23 protein-coding genes are annotated in these 25,990 nt (G+C 62.3%); 13 read left to right on the plus strand and 10 right to left on the minus strand.

The window, feature by feature from the left end:
* Window positions 1–4: 4 nt before the first annotated feature.
* The 4 genes from KI612_RS19380 to KI612_RS19395 form a co-directional block, all read right to left on the minus strand.
* Entirely contained in the window at window positions 5–427 is a 423-nt protein-coding gene (locus KI612_RS19380; protein ID WP_226441694.1) for a gamma-butyrobetaine hydroxylase-like domain-containing protein, read from the minus strand.
* A gap of 59 nt (window positions 428–486) precedes the next feature.
* Window positions 487–2,094: a hypothetical protein gene (locus tag KI612_RS19385; protein WP_226441695.1), complete on the minus strand. Its 1,608-nt coding sequence runs from the start codon at window positions 2,092–2,094 to the stop codon at window positions 487–489.
* Window positions 2,095–2,106: 12 nt separating this feature from the next.
* Complete coding sequence (locus tag KI612_RS19390) at window positions 2,107–2,541, minus strand: HIT family protein (RefSeq protein ID WP_226441696.1); 435 nt, start codon at window positions 2,539–2,541, stop codon at window positions 2,107–2,109.
* 110 nt (window positions 2,542–2,651) lie between these two features.
* Window positions 2,652–6,527, minus strand: coding sequence for a DUF3683 domain-containing protein (locus KI612_RS19395; RefSeq protein ID WP_226441697.1), 3,876 nt, complete (start codon window positions 6,525–6,527; stop codon window positions 2,652–2,654).
* Between the two features lie 140 nt (window positions 6,528–6,667).
* Between KI612_RS19395 and KI612_RS19400 the strand changes: the two genes are divergently transcribed.
* Window positions 6,668–7,129, plus strand: coding sequence for a MazG nucleotide pyrophosphohydrolase domain-containing protein (locus KI612_RS19400; RefSeq protein WP_226441698.1), 462 nt, complete (start codon window positions 6,668–6,670; stop codon window positions 7,127–7,129).
* A gap of 5 nt (window positions 7,130–7,134) precedes the next feature.
* Here the strand turns inward: KI612_RS19400 and KI612_RS19405 are convergent, their stop codons facing one another.
* Window positions 7,135–7,560, minus strand: a complete 426-nt coding sequence (locus KI612_RS19405) for a YqaA family protein (protein WP_226441699.1) — start codon at window positions 7,558–7,560, stop codon at window positions 7,135–7,137.
* Window positions 7,557–9,572, minus strand: coding sequence for a methyl-accepting chemotaxis protein (locus KI612_RS19410; protein WP_226441700.1), 2,016 nt, complete (start codon window positions 9,570–9,572; stop codon window positions 7,557–7,559). Before KI612_RS19410 ends, KI612_RS19405 begins: the two co-directional genes overlap by 4 nt.
* A gap of 130 nt (window positions 9,573–9,702) precedes the next feature.
* Here KI612_RS19410 and ilvA point away from each other — a divergent pair, with 130 nt between their 5' ends.
* The 6 genes from ilvA to KI612_RS19440 all read left to right on the plus strand — a co-directional run bounded on the left by ilvA (window position 9,703) and on the right by KI612_RS19440 (window position 15,504).
* Entirely contained in the window at window positions 9,703–11,241 is a 1,539-nt protein-coding gene (ilvA, locus tag KI612_RS19415) for a threonine ammonia-lyase, biosynthetic (RefSeq protein WP_226441701.1), read from the plus strand.
* A 109-nt stretch (window positions 11,242–11,350) separates the two neighbouring features.
* Window positions 11,351–12,346, plus strand: coding sequence for a sulfate ABC transporter substrate-binding protein (locus tag KI612_RS19420; RefSeq protein ID WP_226441702.1), 996 nt, complete (start codon window positions 11,351–11,353; stop codon window positions 12,344–12,346).
* Window positions 12,347–12,360: 14 nt separating this feature from the next.
* A complete protein-coding gene (locus KI612_RS19425) occupies window positions 12,361–13,167 on the plus strand; it encodes an EAL domain-containing protein (protein ID WP_226441703.1) in 807 nt (268 codons plus the stop codon).
* Window positions 13,164–14,096 (plus strand): cysteine synthase A, encoded by a 933-nt coding sequence (cysK, locus tag KI612_RS19430; protein WP_226441704.1) that lies wholly within the window; start codon window positions 13,164–13,166, stop codon window positions 14,094–14,096. The genes KI612_RS19425 and cysK overlap by 4 nt, the downstream gene beginning before the upstream one ends.
* Complete coding sequence (locus tag KI612_RS19435; RefSeq protein ID WP_226441705.1) at window positions 14,093–15,220, plus strand: MalY/PatB family protein; 1,128 nt, start codon at window positions 14,093–14,095, stop codon at window positions 15,218–15,220. Before cysK ends, KI612_RS19435 begins: the two co-directional genes overlap by 4 nt.
* Window positions 15,217–15,504, plus strand: coding sequence for a hypothetical protein (locus tag KI612_RS19440; protein ID WP_226441706.1), 288 nt, complete (start codon window positions 15,217–15,219; stop codon window positions 15,502–15,504). The genes KI612_RS19435 and KI612_RS19440 overlap by 4 nt, the downstream gene beginning before the upstream one ends.
* Here the strand turns inward: KI612_RS19440 and KI612_RS19445 are convergent.
* Window positions 15,488–16,066: a 5-formyltetrahydrofolate cyclo-ligase gene (locus KI612_RS19445; RefSeq protein ID WP_226441707.1), complete on the minus strand. Its 579-nt coding sequence runs from the start codon at window positions 16,064–16,066 to the stop codon at window positions 15,488–15,490. The two genes, KI612_RS19440 and KI612_RS19445, sit on opposite strands and share 17 nt — an antisense overlap.
* A gap of 21 nt (window positions 16,067–16,087) precedes the next feature.
* Between KI612_RS19445 and KI612_RS19450 the strand changes: the two genes are divergently transcribed.
* The 4 genes from KI612_RS19450 (at window position 16,088) to KI612_RS19465 (ending at window position 22,405) form a co-directional block, all read left to right on the plus strand.
* A complete protein-coding gene (locus tag KI612_RS19450) occupies window positions 16,088–18,019 on the plus strand; it encodes a lytic transglycosylase domain-containing protein (RefSeq protein WP_226441708.1) in 1,932 nt (643 codons plus the stop codon).
* 36 nt (window positions 18,020–18,055) lie between these two features.
* Complete coding sequence (locus KI612_RS19455; RefSeq protein WP_226441709.1) at window positions 18,056–20,119, plus strand: DUF1631 family protein; 2,064 nt, start codon at window positions 18,056–18,058, stop codon at window positions 20,117–20,119.
* Between the two features lie 81 nt (window positions 20,120–20,200).
* Window positions 20,201–21,163 (plus strand): complex I NDUFA9 subunit family protein, encoded by a 963-nt coding sequence (locus KI612_RS19460; RefSeq protein ID WP_226441710.1) that lies wholly within the window; start codon window positions 20,201–20,203, stop codon window positions 21,161–21,163.
* Between the two features lie 18 nt (window positions 21,164–21,181).
* On the plus strand, window positions 21,182–22,405 hold the full coding sequence (locus tag KI612_RS19465; RefSeq protein ID WP_226441711.1) for a multifunctional CCA addition/repair protein: 1,224 nt from the start codon (window positions 21,182–21,184) through the stop codon (window positions 22,403–22,405).
* Here the strand turns inward: KI612_RS19465 and KI612_RS19980 are convergent.
* Window positions 22,385–22,582 carry a DUF2905 domain-containing protein gene (locus KI612_RS19980; RefSeq protein WP_226441712.1) on the minus strand — a complete coding sequence of 66 codons (198 nt, stop codon included), beginning with the start codon at window positions 22,580–22,582 and terminating at the stop codon, window positions 22,385–22,387. The two genes, KI612_RS19465 and KI612_RS19980, sit on opposite strands and share 21 nt — an antisense overlap.
* 75 nt (window positions 22,583–22,657) lie before the next feature.
* Here KI612_RS19980 and KI612_RS19475 point away from each other — a divergent pair, with 75 nt between their 5' ends.
* A complete protein-coding gene (locus KI612_RS19475; protein ID WP_226441713.1) occupies window positions 22,658–23,449 on the plus strand; it encodes an alpha/beta hydrolase in 792 nt (263 codons plus the stop codon).
* Here the strand turns inward: KI612_RS19475 and KI612_RS19480 are convergent.
* Both KI612_RS19480 and KI612_RS19485 read right to left on the minus strand, forming a co-directional pair.
* Window positions 23,439–23,630, minus strand: a complete 192-nt coding sequence (locus KI612_RS19480; protein ID WP_226441714.1) for a YjfB family protein — start codon at window positions 23,628–23,630, stop codon at window positions 23,439–23,441. The two genes, KI612_RS19475 and KI612_RS19480, sit on opposite strands and share 11 nt — an antisense overlap.
* A gap of 103 nt (window positions 23,631–23,733) precedes the next feature.
* Entirely contained in the window at window positions 23,734–24,903 is a 1,170-nt protein-coding gene (locus KI612_RS19485) for a class I SAM-dependent methyltransferase (protein WP_226441715.1), read from the minus strand.
* A 189-nt stretch (window positions 24,904–25,092) separates the two neighbouring features.
* Between KI612_RS19485 and ttcA the strand changes: the two genes are divergently transcribed.
* Window positions 25,093–25,956 (plus strand): tRNA 2-thiocytidine(32) synthetase TtcA, encoded by an 864-nt coding sequence (gene ttcA / locus KI612_RS19490; protein WP_226441716.1) that lies wholly within the window; start codon window positions 25,093–25,095, stop codon window positions 25,954–25,956.
* The last annotated feature ends 34 nt before the right edge of the window (window positions 25,957–25,990 follow it).

Below are 25,990 nucleotides of genomic sequence, written 5' to 3' on the forward strand. Positions count from 1 at the left end.
GATTTCAGTGATGGTGACCGCAAGATCCTCCGGCCGCCGGGCGCGAGGTCGTATCGACATCGCGGGACAGGCCTTGCGCTTCAATTTGTTTCAGATATTCCGCCCAGAGTTCGGCCTGGTGCTTGCCCAGGTTGTAGAGCAGGTCCCAGGAATAGAGTCCGCTGTCGTGACCGTCGGAAAAGACCAGACGCAGGGCATAGGTACCCACTGGCTCGATGCGCTCGATATCGACATTGCGCTTGCCGGTCTGCAGGGTTTCCTGGCCCGGACCGTGACCGCGTGCCTCGGCCGATGGGGTATAGACGCGCAGGTATTCAAAATCGAGTGTGAAACTTTCACCGTCCGCGTAGGCGATCTCCAGCCGACGTGATTTCTGGTGCAGCTTGATTTCGCTTGGAATCGGTGTGTCCCGATCAATGCCAGCCATAGTGATCTCCGGAGTGAGGGCGATAGTTTAGCGCACTCGTTCTCCACCGGCGGCATGTATCAAAGGGAGTCGTAACTGATCCGGTCGAAATCAATACCCCGCTGCAGGATGTGCTTGAGACGCAACTGCCAGATCTCGTCGCCGGAAAAAACTTCGAGCACACGGCTTGCCTGGTAAACCCCGGCGGGCAAAACGATCGATGCCTCTTCATGGACCACAGGCACCGCAGGCAGCAAAAAGGCGCGCATGAACTTATGGTTTGCGGAATTGCCTTCACCGGCATAGCGGACGGCACAACCACTCGGCATGCCGGGCAAAATGGCGACACCAACAACCAGCCCGCCATTTTCTTCCTGCATCAGCCAGGTTGCGTAGACCAGCAGGAAATGCTCGCCATCATGTGGCCGGACCACCATCAACTGGTTATGCGCCAGTTTCTGCCCGGCACAGGTTCTCGCCAGACGAAAACCATTCGCCGAATGATTGATCACCGACCACTCGTCAACCGGAAAACTGATGTGCGGCTTGATGCTCAATGCCACTCCCGGTTCGGCCCGGTCGCGGAAGGTAAACAGCTGATCGAACTCGTCGCGCGAATAGGCTTTGGCGGAATCAGGCTGCTCGAATTCCTGCCCGGTCACGCAGAAATGCATGGCATCAAAGCCGGTCGCCACATGCGCGATCCCCTCGGTATCGAAGCGCCGGAATTTGCGTGGCGAAGCCGACTGCGTCCAGGGCCGGGAGAGATGTTCGAGCAACTGGATGACATGCCCCGAGGTTTCCTCGCCCAGACCAAGCTGGGAGGGCGTCATGCGCTGCCGCAACTGGCTGATCATGTGATTGATCTGCAGGCCGAGACGCGCCGTATCGAGCCGGCGAGCATCATCGCCCGGACCGTCAGCGACAGCACCCGGGTGCAGCGGGACATCCTTCATCAGTTCGACCACGTAAGGAGGAACTTCCAGATCGTTTTCAAGCGGGTGGATAGACACCAGCGGCGCCCACATGCCAGCCCAGCGCCGGATCAGATTCAGATTGCGCACGCTGTTGCTGTACGGACTGGCAATCTCGATCAGCAACAAGGTCGTGTAGGCTGCTGCGCAATGCGTCGCCTGCAAGGTGTTTTCCAGGGCATCCTCGACCGGTGTGTAGGCAACGCCCCACTCCTCGGCAGTTTCGTAATAGCCATGCAACTCCATCCAGATGCCGGCCGGCAATTCGCGGCGCGCCCGGTAGTGCTCGAGGATGACCATACCCGTGTAATACAGGCAGCGATGCAGGATGGCCGCCATCAGGGCGGAATATTGCGGATTCTCGGCATCAGGTTCCTCGATCCGGGCACACAGCGCATAAGCCTTGCCCATGCGACGCCAGGCGGCGACAACCTGCTGAAAACAGTTCTCTTCCTCATCGGCAAGGGGAAGTGCCTTGTTGTGATAACGCCGCGCCATTTCCTCTTCGACGAAACACATCGGTACCCGCGCCTGTTCAAGCAGCGCCAGCAGCACACCGGGATCAGGCGGAGTCACCAGCAGGGTATCGAGGAAACGGATCAGCTGCAGTTCGGCCTGCGCCGGATTGGCCAGCGGCAATTGCGCGATGAAGTCCATCCCGCTTTGCAGATCCGGAATCAACAGTTCGGAGGGATTGTTGTTATTCGTGCTCATGATGGATCCAGTCTATTGTCCGACAGTTCCAAGCGCCAGGGTCAGGGCAGCGACCAGACTGGCATTAGCGACTTCCGGTATCCCGGGGATAGCATCGCGATGTACCGCTCCCCAGATCGGCTCGGGAAAATGGCGATCATCCTGCCAACGCGGAATGACGTGCCAGTGCACATGCGGCACCATGTTGCCGAAGCTGGCGAGATTGATCTTGTCCGGTTTGAACAGGTCCCGGACCACGCTCTCGACGGCGAAAACGACGTCCATCAACTGCCGACGCTGGCCGGCGTCAAGATCGGTCATTTCACGGACATGCGCATTCAGGATGACACGGCAAAAGCCCGGGTAGTGAGGATCTGCAACCCTGACCACGCGGCAAAGCGACGATTGCCAGAGCACCTCTCCGCCAGTCGTCGCACACAATTCACACACCTTGCCACTGTTATCCACGTTCGCATCCCCCTTTATGGAGAAAGCATTACACCGGAAACAGAATACTGCAAGCCGCTACCGGACGGATTGCCAAGATTTACCGGTAGACGGCCAGAAAAAGCAAAAAATCAGAGCAATACGCGCTCGATCCCGCCATTGTTCGCACGGTCGACGTATTGCACCATCCAGTTTTCACCGAGCAGGTGCTTGGCCATTTCGACGACGATGTAATCCGCCTTGGTGCCGGCATCGTCATCGTAACGCGACAGGCCCTGCAGACAGGCCGGGCAGGAAGTCAGGATCTTGACGTCGCCGGTAAAGCCGTCAGCGCGCAAGGCTGTCGCTCCCTTCTCGATTTCTTCCTGCTTGCGGAATTTGACCTGGGTCGCGATATCCGGACGCGAATAGGCGAAGGAGCCGGCGTCGCCGCAGCAGCGGTCGGTCAGCGGTACTTCCTGGCCCATCAGCGCCTTGGTCACGGCGAGCGGCGCATAGACCTTCATCGGCGTGTGGCAGGGATCGTGGTACATGTAGCGCGTGCCTTCGACACCTTCCAGCTTGACGCCCTTTTCCATCAGGTACTCGTGGATGTCGAGCAGGCGGCAGCCCGGGAAGATCTTCTCGAACTGGTATTTCTGCAACTGATCCATGCAGGTGCCGCAGGAGACGATCACCGTCTTGATGTCGAGATAGTTCAGCGTGTTGGCGACACGGTGGAAGAGCACGCGGTTGTCGGTGGTGATCTTCTGGCCCTTGTCCTCGTCACCCGACGAGGTCTGCGGATAGCCGCAGCACAGGTAACCCGGCGGCAGCACCGTGGTCGCGCCGATTTCGTAGAGCATGGCCTGGGTGGCCAGACCGACCTGCGAGAAAAGGCGCTCGGAGCCGCAACCGGGGAAGTAGAAGACGGCATCCGAGTCCTCGGTCGTCTTCTGCGGATTGCGGATGACCGGGATGACTTCGGCGTCCTCGATGTCGAGCAGGGCGCGCGAGGTGCGCTTGGGCAGGTTGCCCGGCATCGGCCGGTTGAGGAAGTGGATGACCTGCGTCTTGACGCTGGGCGCACCCAGCGTGGCCGGCGGATGGGCGCGGCTATCCTGGATCAGGCCGAGCGCCTTGGCCGCCTTGTGGGCGAGGCGCTGTGCCTTGAAGCCGAAGTCCATCATGACGCCGCGCATCAGCTTGATGGTCGCCGGATCCTTCAGGTTCAGGTAGGTCATCGCCGCCACGGTACCGGGGCTGAAGCGCTTCTTGTCCTGCTTGCGCAGGAAATTACGCATGGCGACGGAAACATCGCCAAAATCGATGTCGACCGGACAGGGTTTGACGCAGCGATGGCAGACCGTGCAATGGTCGGCGACATCGTTGAATTCGTCAAAATGCTTGAGCGAAATGCCGCGCCGGGTCTGCTCCTCGTAGAGGAAGGCCTCGACCAGCAGCGAAGTTGCCAGGATCTTGTTGCGCGGGCTGTAGAGCAGGTTGGCACGCGGTACATGCGTCGAGCAGACCGGCTTGCACTTGCCGCAGCGCAGGCAGTCCTTGACCATATCGGAGATCTTGCCGATCTCGGACTGCTCCATGATCAGCGATTCGGTGCCGAGCAGCGAGAACGACGGCGTGTAGGCATTGCCCATGTCGCCGCCGGGCATCAGCTTGCCCTTGTTGAAATGGTTGTGCGGATCGACCTTCTGCTTGTAGGCGCGGAAGGGTGCGATTTCGGCGTCGGTCAGGAATTCGAGCTTGGTGATGCCGATGCCGTGCTCGCCGGAAATCACGCCGTCCAGCGAACGTGCCAGGTGCATGATGCGCTCGACCGCCTTGTTGGCCGTCTGAAGCATCTCGTAATTGTCCGAATTGACCGGGATGTTGGTGTGCACGTTGCCGTCGCCGGCATGCATGTGCAGCGCAACGAAGACGCGGGCGCGCAGGGTTTCCTTGTGGATCGCCTCGATGCGCTCGATGATCGGGCGGTAGACACTGCCGTCGAAGATCTTGGAGAGCCGCGAATGCAGTTCCTGCTTCCACGAGACGCGTACCGAGTAATCCTGCAGGCGGTGGAACAAGCGCGGATTTTCCGCCCGGTTGCTCAGTTCACCGGCCTGCACGCCATAGGACAGGAAGCGCGATTCGGCTTCGGCGAGCGGCAGGTCGAGATTGTCGAGCAACCATTCCCAGCGCAGACGCACCGCCTCGACATAGTCCAGGGCCGCCTGGCGGCGATCGCCGATCAGCACGTCGGTATCAAGCGTCGTGTCACCGCGGTGCAGCGGCAGTTCGCCCTTGAGGAATTCGGACAGCGCGTCGCACAGGGCGAGCTTGTTCTGTGTCGACAGCTCGATGTTGATGCGCTCGATACCGTCGCAGTAATCGCCCATGCGCGGCAACGGAATGACGACGTCTTCATTGACCTTGAAGGCGTTGGTATGGCGCGAAATCGCGGCAGTACGCGAACGGTCGAGCCAGAATTTCTTGCGCGTTTCGGCGTTGACCGCAATGAAGCCTTCGGCGCCGCGCACGTTGCACATGCGGACAACTTCGGAAGCTGCCGCCATCACGGCATTTTCGTCGTGCCCGACGAGATCGCCGAGCAGCACCATCTTGGGCCGCCCGTGACGCTTGGCCTTGGTCGCGTAGCCGACCGCCTTGACGTAGCGCTCGTCGAGATGCTCCAGGCCGGCCAACTGCACGCCGGCGGCGAGACCGGCACCGCCCGGCTTGAAGTAATCGGTGATCTCAACGATGGCCGGCACCGCTTCGCGCACCTGGCCGAAGAATTCGAGGCAGACGGTGCGCGTCACCGGCGGCATCTTGTGCAGCACCCAGCGCGCCGCGACGATGATGCCGTCGGTACCTTCCTTCTGCACGCCCGGCACGCCACCGAGGAACTTGTCGGTGACGTCCTTGCCCAGCCCGACCTTGCGGCAGGCGGCGCCTGGCATGGTCAGGACTTCCTCGCCGAGCAGCTTCTTGCCGCTCGGGTCGAAGCGCTTCAGGCGGAATTCGACATTTTCCTGCTCGTGGATCTTGCCGTAGTTGTGATTGACGCGCTCGACTTCCAGCCAGTTGCCGTCCGGATCGACCATCTTCCACCAGGCCAGGTTGTCGAGCGCGGTGCCCCACAGCACGGCCTTCTTGCCGCCGGCATTCATGGCGATGTTGCCGCCGATGCAGGACGCGGAAGCCGAGGTCGGGTCGACCGCGAAGACGCGGCCGGCCAGCGAGGCGGCTTCGGCGACGCGATCGGTGACCACGCCGGCGCCGGTGCGGATCGTCGCGTACGGCGTTTCATGGCCGGCCAGCACCAGTTCCTCGACCGGACCGATGTCGATCAGCTTTTCGGTATTGATCACCGCCGAATAAGGCGTCAGCGGCACGGCGCCACCGGTGTAGCCGGTACCGCCGCCCCGCGGAATGATGGTCAGGCCGGCTTCGATACAGCCGCGCACGAGATGGCCGATTTCCTCTTCGGTATCCGGGTAGAGGACGACGAAGGGGTATTCGACGCGCCAGTCGGTCGCATCGGTAACGTGCGAAACGCGGGCCAAACCGTCGAAGGCAATGTTGTCCTTGCGCGTGTGCTTGCCGAGATACTTCAGTACCTTGCGACGCAGGTCCAGGGTCTCGCCAAAGCGGGTCTCGAAACGGTTAACGGCTTCGTGCGCCGCCTCGACCAGGCGCTTGACCCGGGCTGCGCGTACGCTGTCTTCCTGGGCACTTTCGGCGCGCCGCTTTTCGACTTCGCTCAGCCGATGACGCAAGGCGCTGACCAGCGCATCGCGCCGCTCGCGATTATCGAGCAGATCGTCTTCCAGATACGGGTTGCGCTGGACAACCCAGATATCGCCGAGCACTTCGTAGAGCATGCGCGCCGAACGACCGGTGACGCGCTCGCTGCGCAGTTCGTCGAGCACCGCCCAGTTGTCGGCACCGAGCAGGCGGATGACGATCTCGCGATCGGAAAACGAAGTGTAGTTGTAGGGGATTTCGCGCAGGCGGGCAGTCATGGAAGCAGCCGGGGGTCCGTCAAAAGGTGGATTTTAGCGTATTGCAGCGCAAGACGCGGGTTCAGTCGACCACGACATCGGCCCGGGGTTCAGTCCGTTTGCGCAGCTTGCCGGCCCGCTTTGCCCGCAGCGACGCGAAAATGCCGCTCCGCATCGCGTCGACCGGCGACACGACAACATGTCTCGGGCAAAATCGCGACAGCCCCCCGAAAATCGACCTGGTTGCTATGGAAAACTTCGAAAGATTGCTGGCTATCGTCAGACGCAAAGCCGTGTATGACCGGAACAATCCCTGGTACAAGGACCCGGAAAGCTATCTGCACGGCCTCAAGGACGAGGTTGACGAGGTCATCGAGGAAATTCCCCGGCAGCGTGGCGCCTATCTGGAAGACGAACTGGGCGACCTGCTCTGGAACAGCCTGAATGCCGTGATCGCGCTGGAAAAGGCGCGCGGCATCACGCTTGAGTCGGTCCTCGCCAGGGCCTGCCGCAAGTTCGAAAGCCGTCTTTCCGGCATCGAGGCCGGACGTTCCTGGCAGGAGATCAAGGAAGAACAGAAGCAGGCGCTGGCGCGCGAACACGCCGCTGGCGCCAACCGCTGAAAGCCTCAGTGCGGCAAGGCCGTCTGCGCCACCAGCCAGTAACGGACAAACTTGCCAACGGCCATGAACAGGCAGCAGGGCAACCAGTGCAGACGCAGCCAGCCGGCGGCAACGCAAAAGGCATCGCCAACCAGCGGCAGCCAGGACAACAAAAGGACGGAACTGCCCCAACGCTGGAACGCCGCCAGATAAGGCAGACGCTCAAGTTTTTGCCAGCGCGGCAAATAGCGCCCGGCCCACCACGACAGCATGCCGCCCAGCGTGTTGCCAGCGGTCGACATGCCCAGCGCGGCAAAAACCAGGCTTGGCTCCTGGCGCAGGAAGGCGTACAGGGCCAGCTCGGAGCCACCCGGCAACAACGTCGCCGCCAACAGGCTGTAGAGGCCGAGGCCCCACAGCCCGTAAGCGGGATCGAACTCGGGCAGGGTCAAGTGCGGAAACTGGCCGCGCTTTGCTCCAGCGAGCGCGCCACGTTTTCCAGCGCGCGCACTTCGCCGAGCAGACTGCCCGCCTGCAGACTGTTCGAGTCGGCAGCCTGGGCAATGCGCTCGACGGCCTGGGCGATGGCGTGACTGGTCGTGCCCTGCTCGTTCGCGGCACTGGCGATTTCCGAAGACGCCTCGACCGAGCGGCGGCCGGACTCGGCAATTGCCTCCAGTGCGGTTTCCGCCTCGGCGGCCAAGCGCGACGCCTCCCTGGCCTGACCGGCAATCTGCTTGGCGTTCTCGGCGGCGCTGGCGGTGCCGGACGAGGTCGAGGAAACAGTCTGGGTGATCTGCGCCGTGAACTGGGCGGATTTTTCCGCCAGCTTGCGCACTTCGTCAGCCACCACGGCAAAGCCGCGTCCGGCTTCGCCAGCGCGGGCGGCTTCAATCGCGGCATTGAGGGCGAGCAGGTTGGTCTGGTCGGCCAGCTCGGAAATCGACCCGGCCATGCCGGCAATTTCCCGGGCATTGCTAGCCAGCTGCGCCATCAGGGCTTCGGCACTGGCCGTTTCTTCGGCAATCTTGCGCATTTCGCTGCTGACCGCGGTCGCTGCCGCCATGCCTTGCCGTGCCAGCGCCAGTGTTTCGTTCGCCGCCTTTTCGGAATGCAGGGTCTGGTCGGCCGTATGGGTGATGCTCACCGACAATTGCTCGACGGCCGCCGCCAGCTCGCTGGCGGAAGCGGACTGCTCTTCGGCCGCAGCCGCCACGGACTGGGCTGCCCGCTCCAGCGATTCGGCCGAAGCAAAGGCGGTGGTCGACGAGCGGGCAATGTTGCGCACCAGACCGCCGATATTTTCCCGGGCGGTATTCGCTTCGCTGGCAATCACCCCGATTTCGCAATGGGCCGGCGGAATCGCCTGCGAAAAATCGCCCGCCCCCATCCGGCGTACCCCCTCGGCCACCGGCATCACTCCGGCCAGGCCGCGGTTGGCGGCAACCCAGGCGGCCAGGGCACAAAGCAGCGCACCGAGCAGACAGGCAATACTCAACTGCCAGCGCATCGCGGCAGCATTCTTGTTGTATTCGTCGATCCAGGTACCCCCTGCCACCGTCCAGCCCCAGGCCGGCGAACGCTTGAAGACGACGATCTTCTCCCGCTCGCTGCCCTTCTCGTCGGTATAGGGATAGACAATCGTACCCTCTGCCTTGGCCGACATTTCGGTGGCCAGCATCAGCATCGGGCCTTTCACTTCCTTCGTGTTCTTGCCCTCAAGCTTGGGATGCAGCGTGAAATAGCTGTCTTCGACGTTCGCTTCAACCTTGATCGCGTAGGGATAACCGGTATCGCCGAACTTCATGCCTTTCAGGGTTTCGTTCAGGCGTGCCATGTCGTCGCTGACATTCGAACGCACCGACCAGGCACCGACCACCTTGCCCTGGCTGTTCTTGATCGGCAGGAAGGCACTGACGTAAAACTTGCCACTGCGCTGGACGACGCCCGACCATTCGTTGCCCTCAAGCACCGTCTTCGTTTCCGGGGCATTGGCGGCAATCGGCTTGCCGACCATGCTCTTGCCGTCCTTGTCCTTGAGCAAGGTCGCCGCGCGCACCATCTCACCCTTGTCGTTGAACAACAGCAAGGCCGGCTCGGCGATCAGGAGTTCCTTCCAGCGCAGCATCAGTTTTTCGTTGCCATTGACCACTTCGCCGCCCGCCCGATAGACGGGCAGGCCGAAAGCATCCTTCTCGCCAGTCGCGTCCGCTGACTTCAGCGTATCGCCCAGCATCATCTTGAGGACACCCATGCGCTTGCGGCCAGCCGCTTCGTGCGTCTTGGCAGTCAGTTCGAGCAGGTCGACGACGGCCGAAACCTGACCGCGCGCCGCCTCTTCTGCACTCAGGCGCTCCGCGCGTGAAAACGTGAACAGCGAAAAAATTGCCACGATCGCAAATGCCAGGCCGCAAACGCCCGCCACAGTGATCGCAACTCGGGTAGCCAGCTTCCCGGTGCGCATGCAGATTCTCCTGATTATTTTTTAATAAGCCGGCAATTCTGGGCCCCCGCATATCGCCTTGCAATGCCCCGGAGAGACAAACACTGCTTGAAGCTGCTAGATTTCGTCTTTTGCCCGGCAGGAAAACACCATGCACGCAGTACCCGACTATCTGGAAAAAGTTCTCAACGCACAGGTTTACGACGTTGCGATTGAAACGCCGCTCGAACTGGCGACGAACCTTTCCATCCGCGTCGGCAACAAGATCCTGCTCAAGCGCGAAGACATGCAGCCGGTGTTTTCCTTCAAGCTGCGCGGCGCTTACAACAAGATCGCCAGCCTCTCGGCCGAGAAGATGAAGCGCGGCGTGATCTGCGCCTCGGCCGGCAACCATGCCCAGGGCGTGGCGCTGTCGGCAGCGAAACTCGGCTGCCGCGCCGTCATCGTGATGCCGACCTCGACGCCGGCGATCAAGGTCGACGCGGTACGCGCGCGCGGCGGCGAAGTCGTGCTGCATGGCGATTCCTTCGACGATTCCTACGCGCATGCGCTGGAACTGGAAAAATCCGAGAAGCTGACCTTCGTACACCCTTTTGACGATCCCGAAGTGATCGCCGGCCAGGGCACGGTGGCCATGGAAATCCTGCGCCAGCACTCGCGCCACAACGGGCCGATCCATGCCGTGTTCTGCGCCATCGGCGGCGGCGGCCTGGCGGCCGGCGTGGCCGCCTACATCAAGCGCCTGCGCCCGGAAATCAAGGTGATCGGGGTCGAGACCTTCGACGCCGATGCGATGAAGCAGTCGATCGCCGCCGGCAAGCGCGTCCGCCTTGAACAGGTCGGCCTGTTTTCCGACGGCACGGCGGTCAAATACGTCGGCGAGGAAACCTTCCGCCTGTGCAAGGAATACCTCGACGACATCATCCTGGTCGATACCGACGCGATCTGCGCCGCGATCAAGGACGTCTTCGAAGACACCCGTTCCATCGTCGAACCGGCCGGGGCACTCGCCGTTGCCGGCGCCAAGGAATACGCCCGCCAGCACAAGCTCAAGGACAAGAATCTGGTCGCCGTGACCTCCGGCGCCAACATGAATTTCGACCGCCTGCGCTTCGTTGCCGAACGCGCCGAGGTCGGCGAACGCCGCGAAGCCGTGCTCGCCGTGACGCTGCCCGAGAAACCGGGCGCCTACAAGAAGTTCCTCGGCCTGATCGGCAAGCGCAACGTCACCGAGTTCAACTACCGCTACCACACGGCCAGCGAGGCGCACGTTTTTGTCGGTATCCAGGTGGTCGACCGCCACGAATCGGGAAAACTGGTCGAACAGCTGGTCAAGCACGGCTACCCGGCGCTCGACCTGACCGACGACGAAATGGCGAAGAATCACATTCGCCACATGGTCGGCGGGCATGCGCCGCAGGTCTGTGAAAAAGGCATGCAGGAACTGGTTTACCGCTTCGAATTCCCGGAAAAGCCGGGCGCCCTGATGAATTTCCTGACCCAGATGAGCGCCGGCTGGAACATCAGCCTGTTCCATTACCGCAACCACGGCGCCGACTACGGCCGCGTCCTCGTCGGCATGCAGGTGCCGGCGGCCGAGATGGACGAGTTCCGGAATTTCCTCAAGAACCTGGGTTACGCCCACTGGGATGAAAGCCGCAACCCGGCCTACAAGCTTTTTCTTGGCTAATTCTTTTTGCTTATAATTTTGTGAAAATTCATTCTTTCACAGAATAATGCATCCTACCTAAACTCCAGTCATCGGAATTCAATTCCACTTCAAATGACTGGAGTTTTTGATGCGCAAATTTGCCCTTTCCGCGGCGTTGACCGCTACGCTGGCCATCGGTAGCGCCTTTGCCCAGACCTCGCTGCTTAACGTCTCCTACGACCCGACGCGCGAGCTGTACAAGGATTTCAACGCTGCCTTCAGCAAGCACTGGCAGGGCAAGACCGGTCAGCAGGTCAATGTCCGCCAGTCGCACGGCGGCTCCGGCAAGCAGGCGATGGCGGTGCGCGACGGCCTCGACGCCGATGTCGTCACGCTGGCCCTGGCCTACGACATCGACGCCCTGGTCGAGCGCAAGCTGATCCCGGCCGACTGGCAGAAACGTTTCCCGAACAATTCCTCGCCCTATACCTCGACCATCGTTTTCCTCGTGCGCAAGAGCAACCCGAAGAACATCCGCGACTGGGGCGATCTCGCCAAGCCCGGAGTCGGCGTCATCACGCCAAATCCGAAGACCTCCGGCGGCGCACGCTGGAACTACCTTGCGGCCTGGGCCTGGGCCCTGAAGCAGCCGGGCGGCAACGAGCAGAAAGCCGGCGAATTCCTCACCGCCGTGTTCAGGAATGTGCCGGTGCTCGACTCCGGCGCGCGCGGCTCGACGACCACCTTCGTCGAGCGCGGCCTCGGCGACGTGCTGATTGCCTGGGAAAACGAGGCGCAGCTGGCGGTCAACGAGATCGGCCGCGACAAATTCGAGATCGTCGCCCCCAGCCTGTCCATCCTCGCCGAACCGCCGGTCGCCGTCGTCGACAAGGTTGCCGAAAAGCACGGCACGCGCCTCACCGCGCAGGCTTACCTCGACTACCTCTATTCCGAGGAAGGCCAGAACATCGCCGCCAAACACTATTACCGGCCGCGTGACGCCAAGGTCGCTGCCAAATACGCGGCGCAGTTCCCGAAACTCAAGCTGGTCACCATCGACGACACCTTCGGCGGCTGGCAGAAGGCGCAGAAGGCGCACTTCGCGGACGGCGGCAGCTTCGACCGCATTTACCTGAAAAAATAGGAAGGGAGCGCCGCATGCCACTCAGCGAGCTGATCCGCTATTTCAATGCCGCCGACAGTGCCGGGCAGAGTACGCTTTACCCGGAGGGCAAGCGGGTCGCCGCCTGGCATGACGGCTTGCATCTCGCCTCGCGCTTTCAACCCATCGTCGATCTGGCGCAGGAACGCATCGTCGGCCATCAGGCGACACTCGCCGTGCGCAGCGAGGATGGCACGCCGCTCAGCGCCGAAGCGGCCTACGAGCGCTGCAACAGCCCCGAGTCCATCGTCCATTTCGACCGCCTGTGCCGCACCCTGCATGCCCTCAATTTTCTCGCGCAGCAGCGTTATGCGGGCGGCTACCTGCAGGTCGCCATCCACCCGCGCCACCTGCTCGCCGTGCAAAACCAGCATGGCCTGGTGTACGAAGCCATCCTCAAGCGCTGCGGCCTGGCACCGGAAGACATCGTGCTCGACATCGACGCCGGCGCGACAAGTGGCGACAATCGACTGGATACGGCACTCGCCAACTACCGCCGGCGGGGCTACCGGCTGGCGCTGCACCAGGCAAAGACGTTTGACGACGACTTGCTGCAGCGCTTGCAGCCGGCCATCGTGCGGCTCAGTGAAATTCGCCCGCCCGACACGGTCGACCGCCTGGAACCGCTCTATTTCGAGCTTTCCGGCATCGACAATGCCGATGATCTGGCGGCCGCCCGTGCCCTCGGCATCCATCTCGGACTGGGCCGCCTGTTCGGCGAACCGGCCGCTGATTGCCGGCCCACCCACAACGAACGCAGAGTCGCCTACAATTCGCCAACCCCAACAGGAGACCTGCCATGAAAATCGCCAACAACGTGACCGAGCTGGTCGGCAACACGCCGCTGGTCCGTCTCAACCGCGTCAGCGCCGGCTGTGGCGCGACGATCGCCGCCAAGCTCGAATTCTTCAATCCCGGCCATAGCGTCAAGGATCGCATCGCGGTCGCCATGCTCGACGCCGCCATCGCCGCCGGCAAGATCGGTCCCGACACCGTCGTCCTCGAGCCGACCTCTGGCAACACCGGCATTGGCCTGGCCATGGTCTGCGCCGCGCGCGGCATCAAGGCTGCCTTCGTCATGCCGGAAACGATGAGCCGCGAACGCAAGTTGCTGTTGAAGGCCTACGGCGCCGAACTGATCCTGACGCCGGGCCCGGATGGCATGGGCGGCGCAATCGCCAAGGCGACGGCACTGGCTGCAGCCGACGCCAAGTATTTCATCCCGCAACAATTTGAAAATCCGGCCAATCCGGAAGTTCACCGCCACACGACAGCCGAGGAAATCTGGCGCGACACCGACGGCCAGGTCGATATCTTCGTCTCCGGCGTCGGCACCGGCGGCACCGTGACCGGCGTCGGCGAAGTGCTCAAGGCAAAGAAGCCGGGCGTCAAGATCGTCGCCGTCGAACCCGATGCCTCGCCGGTACTTTCCGGTGGCGCCAAGGGCCCGCATCCGATCCAGGGCATCGGCGCCGGCTTCGTGCCGGGCGTGCTCAATACCGGCGTGTACGACGAGGTCATCCGCGTCAAGAACGAGGATGCCTTCACCACGGCGCGCCAGATGGCGACCGAAGAAGGCCTGTTGGTCGGCATTTCTTCCGGTGCCGCGACCTGGGCCGCGCTCGAACTGGCGAAGCGCCCGGAAAACGCCGGCAAGCTGATCGTCGTGATCATTCCCTCGTTCGGCGAACGCTACCTGTCGACCGCGCTCTACCAGCACCTCGACGTTTGAGCATCTTCGACAAACCACTCGACCGGCGTGCTTCCGACTCCATCAAATGGAGCAAGTACGCCGGACGCGATGTCCTGCCGCTGTGGGTGGCGGACATGGACTTCGCCGCGCCGCCGGCCGTCCTCGAGCGCCTGCAGCAACGCCTGAGCCACGGTGTCTTCGGCTATGGCGGCGCCTGGCCAGCGCTGACCGAGGCCGTACTCGCGCATCTTGAGGACGAGTATCAGTGGCGAGTCGAGCCGGAATGGCTGGTCTGGCTGCCCGGTCTGGTCACGGGTTTGAACGTCGCCTGCCGCGCGGTGGACGGCGACGTGCTGACGGCGACGCCGATCTATCCGCCTTTCCTGTCGGCACCGCATTTCTCCGGCCGCGCCCTGCACCGGGTCGAACTGGCTTGCCAGGACGGCCATTGGCAGTGGGACAAAAATGCCCTTTCTGCCGCGTCGACCGCCAGCCGGCTGTTCCTGCTCTGCCATCCGCACAACCCGGTCGGGCGCTGCTGGAGTCGTGACGAATTGCTTGAGCTCGCTGCCTTTGCCGCCGCGCGCGACCTGATCGTCTGCTCCGACGAGATCCACTGTGGCCTGATCCTCGACGCCGACAAGCGCCACATCCCGTTCGCCAGCCTGTCGCCGGATGCGGCGCAGCGCAGCATCACGCTGATGGCGCCGTCGAAGACCTTCAACATCCCCGGCCTCGGCTGCGCCTTCGCGGTGATTCCCGACGCCGGCCTGCGCCGGCGCTTCGAACGCGCCATGAACGGCATCGTGCCGCACGTAAATGTGCTCGGCCTCGCCGCCTGCGAGGCTGCTTATCGCGACTGCAGCGACTGGCACCGCGAACTGATCGCTTACCTGGCTGGCAACCGCGACCACGTGGAGGCAGCGGTCAACGCACTGCCCGGGGCAAAAATGAGCCATGTCGAAGCGACCTACCTGGCCTGGATCGATGTCCGCGAACTCAGGCTGGCCAAGCCGGCCGCCCATTTCGAAGCACACGGCCTCGGCCTCTCGGACGGTGCCGACTTCGGCGCGCCGGGCTGGCTGCGCCTCAATTTCGGCTGTACCCGGGCGACGCTGGATGCAGCGCTCTGCCGTTTCAGCAAAGCCTGCCAACACACATGAATCCCTACCTGCTCGCCGTTCTCGCCCTGCTTCTCGCCGCCATCGCCCAGACCAGCGCTGCCTGGATCGCCGCCGAATCGTTTTGGCGCAAAGGGCAGGGCAGCAACTCGCGCCGTTCCTGGCTGGCGCTGACCCTTGCCGCCGGGCTGCTCGCCCTGCACTCCGGCTACACGCTCGAACTGGCCCTGCGTACCGGCCTTTACGATCTGCGCCAGGCCATTCTGGCGGCCCTGATCGGCCTGCTCTTTGCGCTCGGTATCTACGGCCTCAGGCGGCAGGCCTGAAGGCGCCCGCCTCGGTAACGATCCAGTCCAGCTGCTGATCGTGGCTTTCCGGCCGGATGCTGTCCAGGCGATTGATCTCGAAACCGACACCGACCGCGAGCGGGCGTGGCTCCAGCGCCGCCAGGGTGCGATCGAAATAACCACCGCCGTAACCCAGGCGATAGCCGGCTGCATCGAAACCGTTCAGGGGCAACAGGATCAGGTCTGGCACCAGAAACTCTCCGGCAACCGGCGTCGGAATGCCGTAACGGTCGGCGACCAGCTCGGCGCCCGGCTGCCAGTGACGAAAGGCGAGCGGCGCATCTGCGGCGACCACCACCGGCAATGCCGCCAGGGCACCCTGTGCCCCCCAGGCATCGACCAGCGCCCGCACATCCGGCTCATGCTTGATCGGCCAGCAGAAGGCGAGCACGCGCGGACATGGCAGGCAGTCCAGCAGATGCGCCACGATGGCCGCCGACAGCGCTGCATGCTGCACTTCACCGAGCGCCGCCCGACGTGCCACCATCTCGCGCCGCATTGCCCGTCGCCAGGCCGTGTTATCCTCAATCAGCTCATTCATTAGTCAAATGTCAAATCCAGCATGAAGTTTCACGTACTCGTATTAAGTCTAGCGGTTTCACTCCCGCTTGTAGCACAGGAAAGCAACGACTTTGCCTTTCTCGCCGCCCGTGACGCCTTCCGCAGCGGCGACCGCAACAAGCTGGAGCGGGCCGGCAGCCAGCTCGGCAACCATGAACTGGCCGCCTACGTCGAAAACTACCGGCTGCGCATGTGGATGGACCAGGGCGACGCCGTCGGCATGCGCGCCTTCCTTGAGCGCAACGACAAGACTTATGTCGCCGAAAAACTGCGCGCCGACTGGATCCGCTGGCTGGGCAAACGCGCCAACTGGAACGACGTGGATAGCGAATACCCCCGGCTGATCGCCCCCGAGCCGGATGTCACCTGCTACAGCCAGCAGGCCCGCCTCGCCCGCAACGACCGGAGCGTCTTCGACGAAGTAGAAAAACTCTGGCTGACCCAGATCGAACCCCCCGAGCCCTGCCGGCCAGTGCTCGATGCGCTGGTCTCGAGCCAGCGCATGAACAGCGACGATGTCTGGGCGCGCGCCCGCCGCCAGCTGGAAGCAAACCGGCCAGTCTGGACCAAGACCACCCTGAACTACCTGCCGGACAGCCAGTTGCCCGACAGCAAGGCGCTGGATGCCGCCATTGCCAATCCGATGGGCTATCTCGTCCGCCAGCCGGGCAACTGGTATGCCAGCCGGGGCGGACGCGAACTGGCCATTTTTGCCATTCAGCGTATCGCCACCAACGATCCGCACGTCGCCGCCGACGAACTCGACAAGCTGAAGAGCCGCCTGCAGGATGGTGAAAAGCAGTGGGCCTGGGGCCAGATCGGCTTGCAAGCGGCCAAGAAGCACATGCCGGAAGCGGTCGCATGGTACGAGAATGCCGGCAAGATCGCCCTGTCCGACGACGCCTACCAGTGGAAGGTGCGCGCCGCCTTGCGCGCCAGGGAATGGGGCATCGTCCACAACACCATACTCGCCATGCCGGCCGCGCTCGCGGCCCAGCCCGAATGGATCTACTGGCTGGGCCGCGCCCAAAAGGCGGGCGGCCGCACCACCGATGCCAATGCCCTGTTCGAGAAAATCGCCGGCCAGGCCAGTTTCTACGGCAATCTGGCCGACGAGGAACTCGGCCGCGCCATCACGCCGCCGCCCAAGGCCAAGGCACCGACGGCAGAAGAACAGAAGGCTGCCCGCGACAACCCGGCAATCCGTCGCGCCATGGCTTTTTTCCGGCTCGACATGCGCACCGAGGCCGTCCGCGAATGGAACTGGTCACTGCGCGGCATGGAAGACCGCGAACTGCTCGCCGCCGCCGACCTCGCCCGGCGCAACCAGATCTGGGACCGCGCCATCAACACCGCCGACCGGACCAAAAACGAACACGATTACACGCTGCGCTTTCTCGCCCCCTACGGCGAGCAGGTCCGCCCGGCCGCCCAGAACCAGTCGCTCGACGACGCCTGGGTCTATGGCCTGATGCGCCAGGAAAGCCGCTTCATCACCAGTGCCAAGTCGAGCGTCGGTGCATCCGGCCTGATGCAGCTGATGCCGGCCACCGCCAAATGGGTCGCCAAGAAGATCGGCCTGCGCGACTTCAGCCAGAGCCAGGTGCACGATGCCCAGACCAACGTCCTGCTCGGTACCAGCTACATGCGCCTGGTCATGGAAAATCTCGACAACCATCCGGTGCTCGCCTCGGCCGCCTATAACGCCGGTCCCGGCCGGGCCAAGAAATGGCGTGCCGATCAGGCGCTGGAAGGTGCGATTTACGCCGAGTCGATTCCCTTCAGCGAAACCCGTGACTACGTCAAGAAGGTCATGAGCAATGCCGTCTATTACTCGATATTGTTCAACGGCAAGCCGGACTCACTGAAGGCCAGGCTGGGCATCGTCGGTCCGCGCAGCAACGACACCCCCAAAAATGCCGATTTGCCCTAAAGTGCACCTTTATTTCGTCCAGCATGCGACCGCCCCATGGGTGACCTGACCACGACAATTGCCACGCCCCAGGCATCGGGTGATGCCTTTCATGTCCTGCGCGACTGTCGTGCGCTGTATCTGACGCTGCTCGAACAAGCGCTGCTCGAGGTCGACAACCTGCCGCCCAACGCCGTCAAGGCCTTTCTGCAGGCGGTCGGCACCTATTACGACGAGATGACGGCAACGCGCCGGCGCAACGGTTTCGAGGTCGCCAAAGGTCTGACCTCGTCACGCATCACCCTGGTGGATGAAAGTGATCTCGAACTGGAAATCCGCCTGGGCGATTTTTCCGCCCATCTGATGGAAAGTACGGGCGGCGACCTGTGGCGGGTCTATCTGCGCTTCATGACCCTGCTCAATCGGCCGGATCTGAGTACGGCCGACAACCCGGTCGGACCACGCGGCATTTCCCAGGGCATTGTCGAACTGTGTGCGCGCATGGGCGAAGATCAGGAAAAGACCCTGGCCCGTGTCGACCGGCTGGAAAATGGCTTTACCCGGTCGTTGACCGGTCTGTATGCCGCGCTCAACGATTTTCTCGCTGAACGCCACGTCGCGCCGGCGCAGCCCGCCATTGTGACCAGCCCGGAAGCCACTACCCCGACGCCAGGCAGCCTGGCCGGCAGCGCCCCGACTCCGGCCACCAACCTGCAAAGCCGCCTGCTCGGCCCGGCCACGGCGACACCGGAGAAACTCGCACCGGCGGCATTTGAAGCATTATTTGCCCGCCTCGATGACCTGGCCCGTTCGGGAAAACTGACCCTGCCACCGGTACATTCATCAACCGCGACCAGCCCGTCGCTGGAAATGCTCATTCCCGGCCTGTTTGACACGGCCGACAGTGCATCGGCCCAGCCGGCTTCGCTCAGCTCAAGTGAGCTGGGCATTCCGGGCGGCACGACCGCTGCCGCCAGCATCGACAGCATTGCGCTGATTTTCCGGGCCATTCTCGAGATGCCGGAACTACCGGAGGCGATCAAGACCATCCTGTTCAGCCTGCAGATTCCGCTCCTCAAACTGGCGCTGCTTGACAGCCGGTTTTTCACGGCCAAAGCGCATCCCGGCCATCTGCTGGTTGACCGGATCGCCCGTGCCGCCCTTGGCCTGCCCTCCGACACCCCCTCGGGAAACCCGCTCTGTGCGAGCATCGACAATATCGCGGCGGGAATACGCAACAAGTCCGCCAGTGACATCAAGGTTTTCGAAAAGGCGATTGGCGAGCTGAACACGCTGATTACCGAGCGCGACAGTCAGGTCAGCCGTTCGGCCGCCGCGTATTTCCCCCTGCTGCACCAGGTCGACCGGCGCAAGCATGCCCAGCAACGTTGCCGCGACGTCATCGAGCAGCAACTCTCGCCGAACGTGCCGGCCGTGATCGCGACATTTTTGCGTACGCACTGGCAAAAAGTGCTGCTGGTCAGCTGGATGGAAAATGGCGAGCAAAGCACGCTGTGGCAGGACAACACCGCCCTGGTCAAGGATCTGCTGTGGAGCATCGAGCCCAAGACCGAGATCGACGACCGCAAACACCTTGCCAAGATGCTGCCCGCGGTCGTCCGGCGCCTGAATGCCGGCATGGCCCGTATCGGTCTGGATGAAGCCAGCCAGAGCAGCTTCCTTGATGCCTGTTTCGCACTGCAGACAACCGCCATGCGTGGCGCCACGGCGCCCGAGGCTGCCAGCCCGACTACCTACGCCATCGCCGCGGCGAAGAGCCTGGCGATCAGCGAATTGAGCACCGACAAGCTGTTGCTGAAAATATACGATCTGGGCACCGATGCAACGCTGCCCGGCCACAGCACGGCATTGCCCCCACCGGTCGGTACCTGGCTGCGCCTGACGGAGATCGACGAACAACCGCTCTGCGGTCTGCTCTGCCAGATCAGCCCGGACAGCGGCCTGCTGCTGATCGCCAATCCGGACTGGGATTTTGCCCTGGCCATGCACCCTGATGTGCTTGAGCAAAAGCTCAAGGCAGGCACGGCCCACAACTGCATGCATGATTCGCTGTTCGACAAGGCTGCCGAACAGGCACTGCATTCGCCGGCCGCTCTTTGAAAAAAGCCGTGGCCCAAGCGTCTGCCACGGCCAAATTGCCTTAAAATTCAAGTTTTTCGCATTCTGTTTCCGGGGTTCCACATGGACATCAAAAAGGTCTTGCTGCTGGGGGGTAGCGGTTTTCTCGGCACCTACATTGCCAATCGCCTCTCGCAACGCGGCATCGAAGTCACCATTCCGACCCGCCGTCGCGAACGGACCAAGGCGCTGATCATTCAGCCCAATATCGACATGCCGGAAGTCAATATCCACTGCGAAAAAACCCTGGCATCCCTGATGCAGGGCAAGGATGCGGTGATCAACCTGGTCGGCATCCTGCATAGCCGCGATGTCCAGTTCCCGTACAGCAAGGATTTCGGTAATGCGCACGTCGAACTGCCGAAGAAGATCATTGCCGCCTGCAAGGCAAGCGGCGTGCGTCGTCTGGTACATATGAGCGCACTCAAGGCCGATCCGAAGGCTCCGTCGGAATATCTCGCCTCGAAGGGCGACGGCGAAGCCGTCGTGCTCGGCGCAAAGAATGATCTGGACGTCACCGTGTTCCGGCCGTCGGTGATTTTCGGCCTGGGCGACTCTTTCCTGTCCACCTTTGCCAGCGTCCTGAAAAAGGCGCCGATCTTCCCGCTCGGTTTCGGACATGCCCGCTTCCAGCCGGTCTGGGCTGCCGATGTGGCCGATGCCTTCGTCGACAGTCTGGGCAACGAAGCCACCTTTGGTCAGGCCTACGATCTGGTCGGCCCCAAGGTTTATACCCTGCGCGAACTGGTCGACTACACCGCCGAACTGACCCGCAGCACGGCAAGAATCATCGCCTTGTCCGAGAGCTGGGCCTACCTGCAGGCCGGCCTGATGTGGCTGGCCCCGCAGCCGCTGCTTTCGCCGGACAACCTGCGCTCGATGCAGGTCGACAGCGTTTGCGACAGCAGTTGCAATCCGCCGGCCGACTGGAAGCCGACGGCACTCGAAGCCATTGCACCGACCTACATCGCGCAGAACACGCCGAAGGGCAAGCTCGACAGCTTCCGCTTCCGCGCCGGGCGTTAAATCCAGCCCGCTTCGCCCGTGCAGATCTACATCGTCGGCGGCGCTGTCCGCGACGAATTGCTCGGCCGGACCAATGCCGACCGCGACTATGTCGTGGTCGGCGCTTCACCGGAAATCATGCTGGCGCGCGGCTTTCGGCCGGTCGGCAAGGACTTCCCGGTGTTTCTGCATCCGCAGACCCAGGACGAATATGCGCTGGCCCGTACCGAAAGGAAAAGCGGGCACGGCTACCATGGCTTCAGCTTTCACGCGGCGCCGGATGTCACGCTGGAACAAGACCTCGCCCGCCGCGACCTGACCATCAATGCGATGGCGAAGGGCGACGACGGCACGCTGGTTGATCCGTTTGGCGGTCAACGGGATCTGCAGGGCAAAATCCTCCGCCACGTCGGCCCGGCTTTTGCCGAAGACCCGGTCCGCATCCTGCGCATTGCCCGCTTTGCCGCACGTTTTCACGAGTTTTCGGTCGCCCCGGAAACCCTGAGCCTGATGCGCAGCATGGTAAGCAGCGGCGAAGTCGATCACCTGGTTGCCGAACGCGTCTGGCAGGAACTCGCCAAGGGCCTGATGGAAGACCATCCGGCGCGCATGTTCATGGTTCTGCGCGACTGCGGCGCACTGGCCAGGCTGTTGCCGGAGCTTGATGCATTGTTCGGGGTGCCGCAGCGCGCCGATTACCACCCGGAAATCGATACCGGCATCCACACCATGATGGTGCTGGAACAGGCTGCCCGCCACCGTTTTCCGTTACCGGTCCGCTTTGCCGGTCTGACCCACGATCTCGGCAAGGCGACCACGCCGGCCGACATCCTGCCCCGCCACATCGGGCATGAAGCGCGCAGCGTCGATCTCAGTGAACAACTGTGTGCCCGCCTCAAGGTTCCCAACGATTGCCGCGACCTGGCGCTGCTGATGGCCAGACATCACGGCAATATTCATCGGGCTGCCGAGCTGAAACCGGCTACCATGGTTTCATTGCTGGAAAAGACCGACGCCCTGCGCCGGCCGGAACGCTTCCGGCAACTGCTCGACACCTGCCTTTGCGACTTTACCGGCCGCCTCGGCTGGGAAGATCGCCCTTACGACAGTCCCGCCCGCCTGCTTTCCGCCCTCACAGCGGTCAACCGCGTCGAAGCGGGCAAAATTGCCGCCGCCTGTGCCGACAAGTCGAGCATTCCGGAACGAATCCAGCAGGCGCGCATTGCTGCCGTCAAAGAGCAGCTAAATGACTTTCGCAATTAACCAGAGCAAAGCCGAAAAAATTATCGTCGTGGCCAGTGGAAACATGTAGCGACGACCGCGCCACCGGAAGCTGAAGTCGCCGGGCAACTGACCGAACCGGATGAAACGCGCGAGATGGGGAGTGATGATCCCGAGCAAAAAAATCGCGACGACCAGCGTCAGTATCCACTTCAACATTGAGCCTTGCACCGCAGGGTGAAAATCGCATTTAAACACGCTTCAACCCCACAGATTGCCATGCTAAAAACTCAAATGATTGAAGGGCTGGAAGTTTTCTCCTGCCTGCCCGCAAAAAAAACGAATCGCCCGCCCGTACTCTTCGTTCATGGCGCCTTTGCCGGCGGCTGGATGTGGACCGAAACCTTCATGCCTTTCCTCGCCAAGGCCGGCTATCCCTGCTACGCGCTGTCGCTGCGTGGCCATGGCGGCAGCAACGGGATCGACCAGATCGACTGGCACTCGATCAACGACTTCGTCGCCGACGTCAATACCGTGGTCAATTGGCTGGGCACGCCGCCGGTTCTGGTCGGTCATTCGATGGGCGGCTTCGTCGTCCAGAAGTATCTCGAACACCATCAGGTACCTGGCGCAGCGCTGGTCTGTTCGGTGCCGCCGCAAGGCCTGATCGCCGCCCAGTTCCACCTGATGTTCCAGAAGCCGCAGCTGTTCATGGACATCAACAGCATCATGAGCGGCAATTACCCGGATACGGAAATTCTCAAGGAAGCGCTGTTTGCCGGCGAAATCGACCCGACCATGCTGGCTGCCTGGCTGGATCGCATGCAACCCGAGTCGCACCGGGCGCTGTGGGACATGTCGATGTTCAACCTGCCCAACCTGCACGCCATGCATCGCCCGCCGATGCTGATCCTGGGCGCCGAACTCGACGTGCTGGTGCCGGCCTTCCTGGTACAGGCAACGGCGCACACCTATGGCTTACCGGTGCATATTTTCCGCAATATGGGTCACGCCGTGACCCACGAAAAAGAATGGCCGCTGGTTGCGGCCATGTTGCGCGACTGGCTGAACGACATCACGCCTTGACGTCGATGCTGTTGCCCAGGTTAGGCGGGTTGTTCGGCATCTGCGGCACCGCCTGCAGCAATTGCATGGCGTTTTGCGCCTGAATATCCATTGCCTTCTTGAGCACCAGCGTGCTGACAGCATCACCCGTCTGGGCTTGCGACAGCGCACTACTCAGGGTTCCTACGGAGGAGACATCCATGTTTCTTCCTTCCCGACGATCCGGATCAGGTCTTCAGTTTAGCTGTCTATTCGGGGAAAGCAACAAAAAATACAAAACCGCGAATATTGCTCAGCAAATCCGGCTACAAACGCCGGCTCTGGTCACCGCTGACAAAGCCGCAGAGTGGTTCCGGCGAATGCTCGTCCAGACCACGCCCGATCGCGATGACCTTGAACAGTTCACCCATCTCATGCGGCATCAGCAACTTGTTCACCGCACTCGCGGCGCGAATGTAGTCCGGCGTGGCGGCGGGCAGGGCCGCCAGACGATCGAGAATGCCGCAATTGAGCAGAAACTGTCCCTGGCTGGTGTAACCGAGCAGCTCCAGTCCGTTGCCATGCGCCGCGGCAATAATGGCCGTGAAATCGACGTGTACCGTTACGTCCTGCAGCCCCGGCAAGTAGAACGGATCCGGGTGCGCAAAATGGCGGTAGTGACACATCAGCGTGCCGCGCGCCCGTTGCTGGTGATAGAACTCGCGGCGCGGAAAGCCATAGTCGATCAGCAGCAGGGCGCCGCGTTGCAGGCGATGCCCCCATTCCGCCGCCCAGGCCCGACAGGCGAGACTGATTTCACTCTCGAATCCGGGCGGCAACTGGCACTGTTCGCCAATCTCGCGGGCGGCGGCAAGCAATTCACCGGTTGCCGGTCGTTCTTCCCAGACGAACTCACCATTGGCCGCCAGAGCCACGCCACGCGCAAAAATGCCGTTTTCGCGCCAGGCCACGAGATCGGCCGGCATGGCATCAAGCAACTCATTGGCAACCACCACCCCGGAAAAATCTTCCGGCAGGGCATCGAGCCAGCGCACACGTTCCAGCAGATGTGGCGCCTCGGCCGCCAGGGTCGCCTGCTGGCGCTGACGCAGGTCCGCCGACAGGTCGAGAATGCAATAACTGGCCGGCAAGGCTTCCAGACACTCCAGTTCAAGCAGCAGATCGGCAGCCAGGCGACCGGTGCCGGCCCCGACCTCAAGAACGACAGGCGCCGATTGCGCCATGATCTGGGCAACCTGGCGGGCCAGGGCCTGCCCGAACAAGCCGGTCATGCCGGGCGCCGTGATGAAATCCCCGGCCGCGCCGAATTTGTGCGCACCTGCCGTGTAATAGCCAAGGCCCGGCGCATAAAGCAGTGCTTCCATGAAGCCGGCGAAGGACAGCCAGCCGCCGGCAGCAGCGATCTGCTGCTGGATCGCGCGGGTCAGTTTTTCGCTGTGTGCTTGTGCGTCGGAAGACGGGAGAGGCAGGTCCATGGCTACTCCGAAAAACGCGGATTTTATCCGGCAAAGCGGGCCGCTTCCGAATTCCGGCACTTTATTTTCGTCGACCGACTGACCACCGGATAGCGCGCCAAACCACCACAACAGGAAATTGCCGCCCTTCTCGGGGTAAACTCCGCCTTTCGCTGCAAATTCAGCAGCATCCGCCTGCCAAAGATCATCATGACCCAATCGAACACCCTGCTCAAACTGCGCAAATACCTGGAAAGCCGGACCGGCAAGGCTATCGGCGACTACAACATGATCGAGGACGGCGACACCATCCTGGTCTGCGTCTCCGGCGGCAAGGATTCCTATACCCTGCTCGCCATGCTGATGGCCATGCAGCAGCGCGCTCCCATCAAATTCCGGCTGATCGCGATGAATCTCGATCAGAAACAGCCAGGCTTTCCCGCCGACATCCTGCCGCGCTATTTCGAATCGCTCGGCATCGAGCACCGCATCGTCGAGGCTGACACCTACTCGATCGTCAAGGACAAGATCCCGGAAGGCAAGACGACCTGCTCGCTGTGCTCGCGCCTGCGCCGCGGCATCATCTACAAGACCGCCAAGGAGCTCGGCGCCAACAAGATCGCCCTCGGTCACCACCGCGACGACATGGTGCACACGCTGTTCCTCAACCTGCTCTTTGGCGGCAAGATGAAGGCAATGCCGCCCAAGCTGGTAACCGACGACCACGCCCACGTCGTCATCCGGCCGCTCGCCTATTGTTCCGAGAACGACATTGCCAAGTTCGCGCGCGGCATGGAGTTTCCTATCATCCCGTGCAATCTGTGCGGTTCGCAGGAAAACCTGCAGCGCCAGAAAATCCGCGAGATGATGCAGGACTGGGACAAGCGCTTCCCGGGCCGTACCGAATCGGTGATGACAGCACTGCAGAACGTTGTGCCCTCGCATCTCGCCGACAACAATCTGTTCGACTTCCGGGGGCTGACCCTGGACACGGCAGTGGAGGAGGGTGATATCGTCTTCGACAGCCCGGAAATGCCGATCAGCGGCAGCATTCCTATCCAGATTGGCGCATAGCGCCGGGATTGCAACAATCCGTTTATAATCGCGT

This window comes from Quatrionicoccus australiensis (assembly GCF_020510525.1).
Taxonomy (GTDB): Bacteria; Pseudomonadota; Gammaproteobacteria; order Burkholderiales; family Rhodocyclaceae; genus Azonexus; species Azonexus australiensis_B.

What these genes read in the sequence shown, in the direction of transcription:
- KI612_RS19450 (WP_226441708.1), top strand. Translation starts at nt 16,088, where the DNA reads ATGAAGTTTCACGTACTCGTATTAAGTCTAGCGGTTTCACTCCCGCTT.
- KI612_RS19440 (WP_226441706.1), top strand. Translation starts at nt 15,217, where the DNA reads ATGAATCCCTACCTGCTCGCCGTTCTCGCCCTGCTTCTCGCCGCCATC.
- cysK (WP_226441704.1), top strand. Translation starts at nt 13,164, where the DNA reads ATGAAAATCGCCAACAACGTGACCGAGCTGGTCGGCAACACGCCGCTG.
- KI612_RS19460 (WP_226441710.1), top strand. Translation starts at nt 20,201, where the DNA reads ATGGACATCAAAAAGGTCTTGCTGCTGGGGGGTAGCGGTTTTCTCGGC.
- KI612_RS19480 (WP_226441714.1), bottom strand. Translation starts at nt 23,630, where the DNA reads ATGGATGTCTCCTCCGTAGGAACCCTGAGTAGTGCGCTGTCGCAAGCC.
- KI612_RS19380 (WP_226441694.1), bottom strand. Translation starts at nt 427, where the DNA reads ATGGCTGGCATTGATCGGGACACACCGATTCCAAGCGAAATCAAGCTG.
- KI612_RS19425 (WP_226441703.1), top strand. Translation starts at nt 12,361, where the DNA reads ATGCCACTCAGCGAGCTGATCCGCTATTTCAATGCCGCCGACAGTGCC.
- KI612_RS19455 (WP_226441709.1), top strand. Translation starts at nt 18,056, where the DNA reads ATGGGTGACCTGACCACGACAATTGCCACGCCCCAGGCATCGGGTGAT.
- KI612_RS19475 (WP_226441713.1), top strand. Translation starts at nt 22,658, where the DNA reads ATGATTGAAGGGCTGGAAGTTTTCTCCTGCCTGCCCGCAAAAAAAACG.
- KI612_RS19395 (WP_226441697.1), bottom strand. Translation starts at nt 6,527, where the DNA reads ATGACTGCCCGCCTGCGCGAAATCCCCTACAACTACACTTCGTTTTCC.
- ttcA (WP_226441716.1), top strand. Translation starts at nt 25,093, where the DNA reads ATGACCCAATCGAACACCCTGCTCAAACTGCGCAAATACCTGGAAAGC.
- KI612_RS19445 (WP_226441707.1), bottom strand. Translation starts at nt 16,066, where the DNA reads ATGAATGAGCTGATTGAGGATAACACGGCCTGGCGACGGGCAATGCGG.
- KI612_RS19410 (WP_226441700.1), bottom strand. Translation starts at nt 9,572, where the DNA reads ATGCGCACCGGGAAGCTGGCTACCCGAGTTGCGATCACTGTGGCGGGC.
- KI612_RS19485 (WP_226441715.1), bottom strand. Translation starts at nt 24,903, where the DNA reads ATGGACCTGCCTCTCCCGTCTTCCGACGCACAAGCACACAGCGAAAAA.
- KI612_RS19385 (WP_226441695.1), bottom strand. Translation starts at nt 2,094, where the DNA reads ATGAGCACGAATAACAACAATCCCTCCGAACTGTTGATTCCGGATCTG.
- KI612_RS19420 (WP_226441702.1), top strand. Translation starts at nt 11,351, where the DNA reads ATGCGCAAATTTGCCCTTTCCGCGGCGTTGACCGCTACGCTGGCCATC.
- KI612_RS19980 (WP_226441712.1), bottom strand. Translation starts at nt 22,582, where the DNA reads ATGTTGAAGTGGATACTGACGCTGGTCGTCGCGATTTTTTTGCTCGGG.
- KI612_RS19400 (WP_226441698.1), top strand. Translation starts at nt 6,668, where the DNA reads ATGCCGCTCCGCATCGCGTCGACCGGCGACACGACAACATGTCTCGGG.
- ilvA (WP_226441701.1), top strand. Translation starts at nt 9,703, where the DNA reads ATGCACGCAGTACCCGACTATCTGGAAAAAGTTCTCAACGCACAGGTT.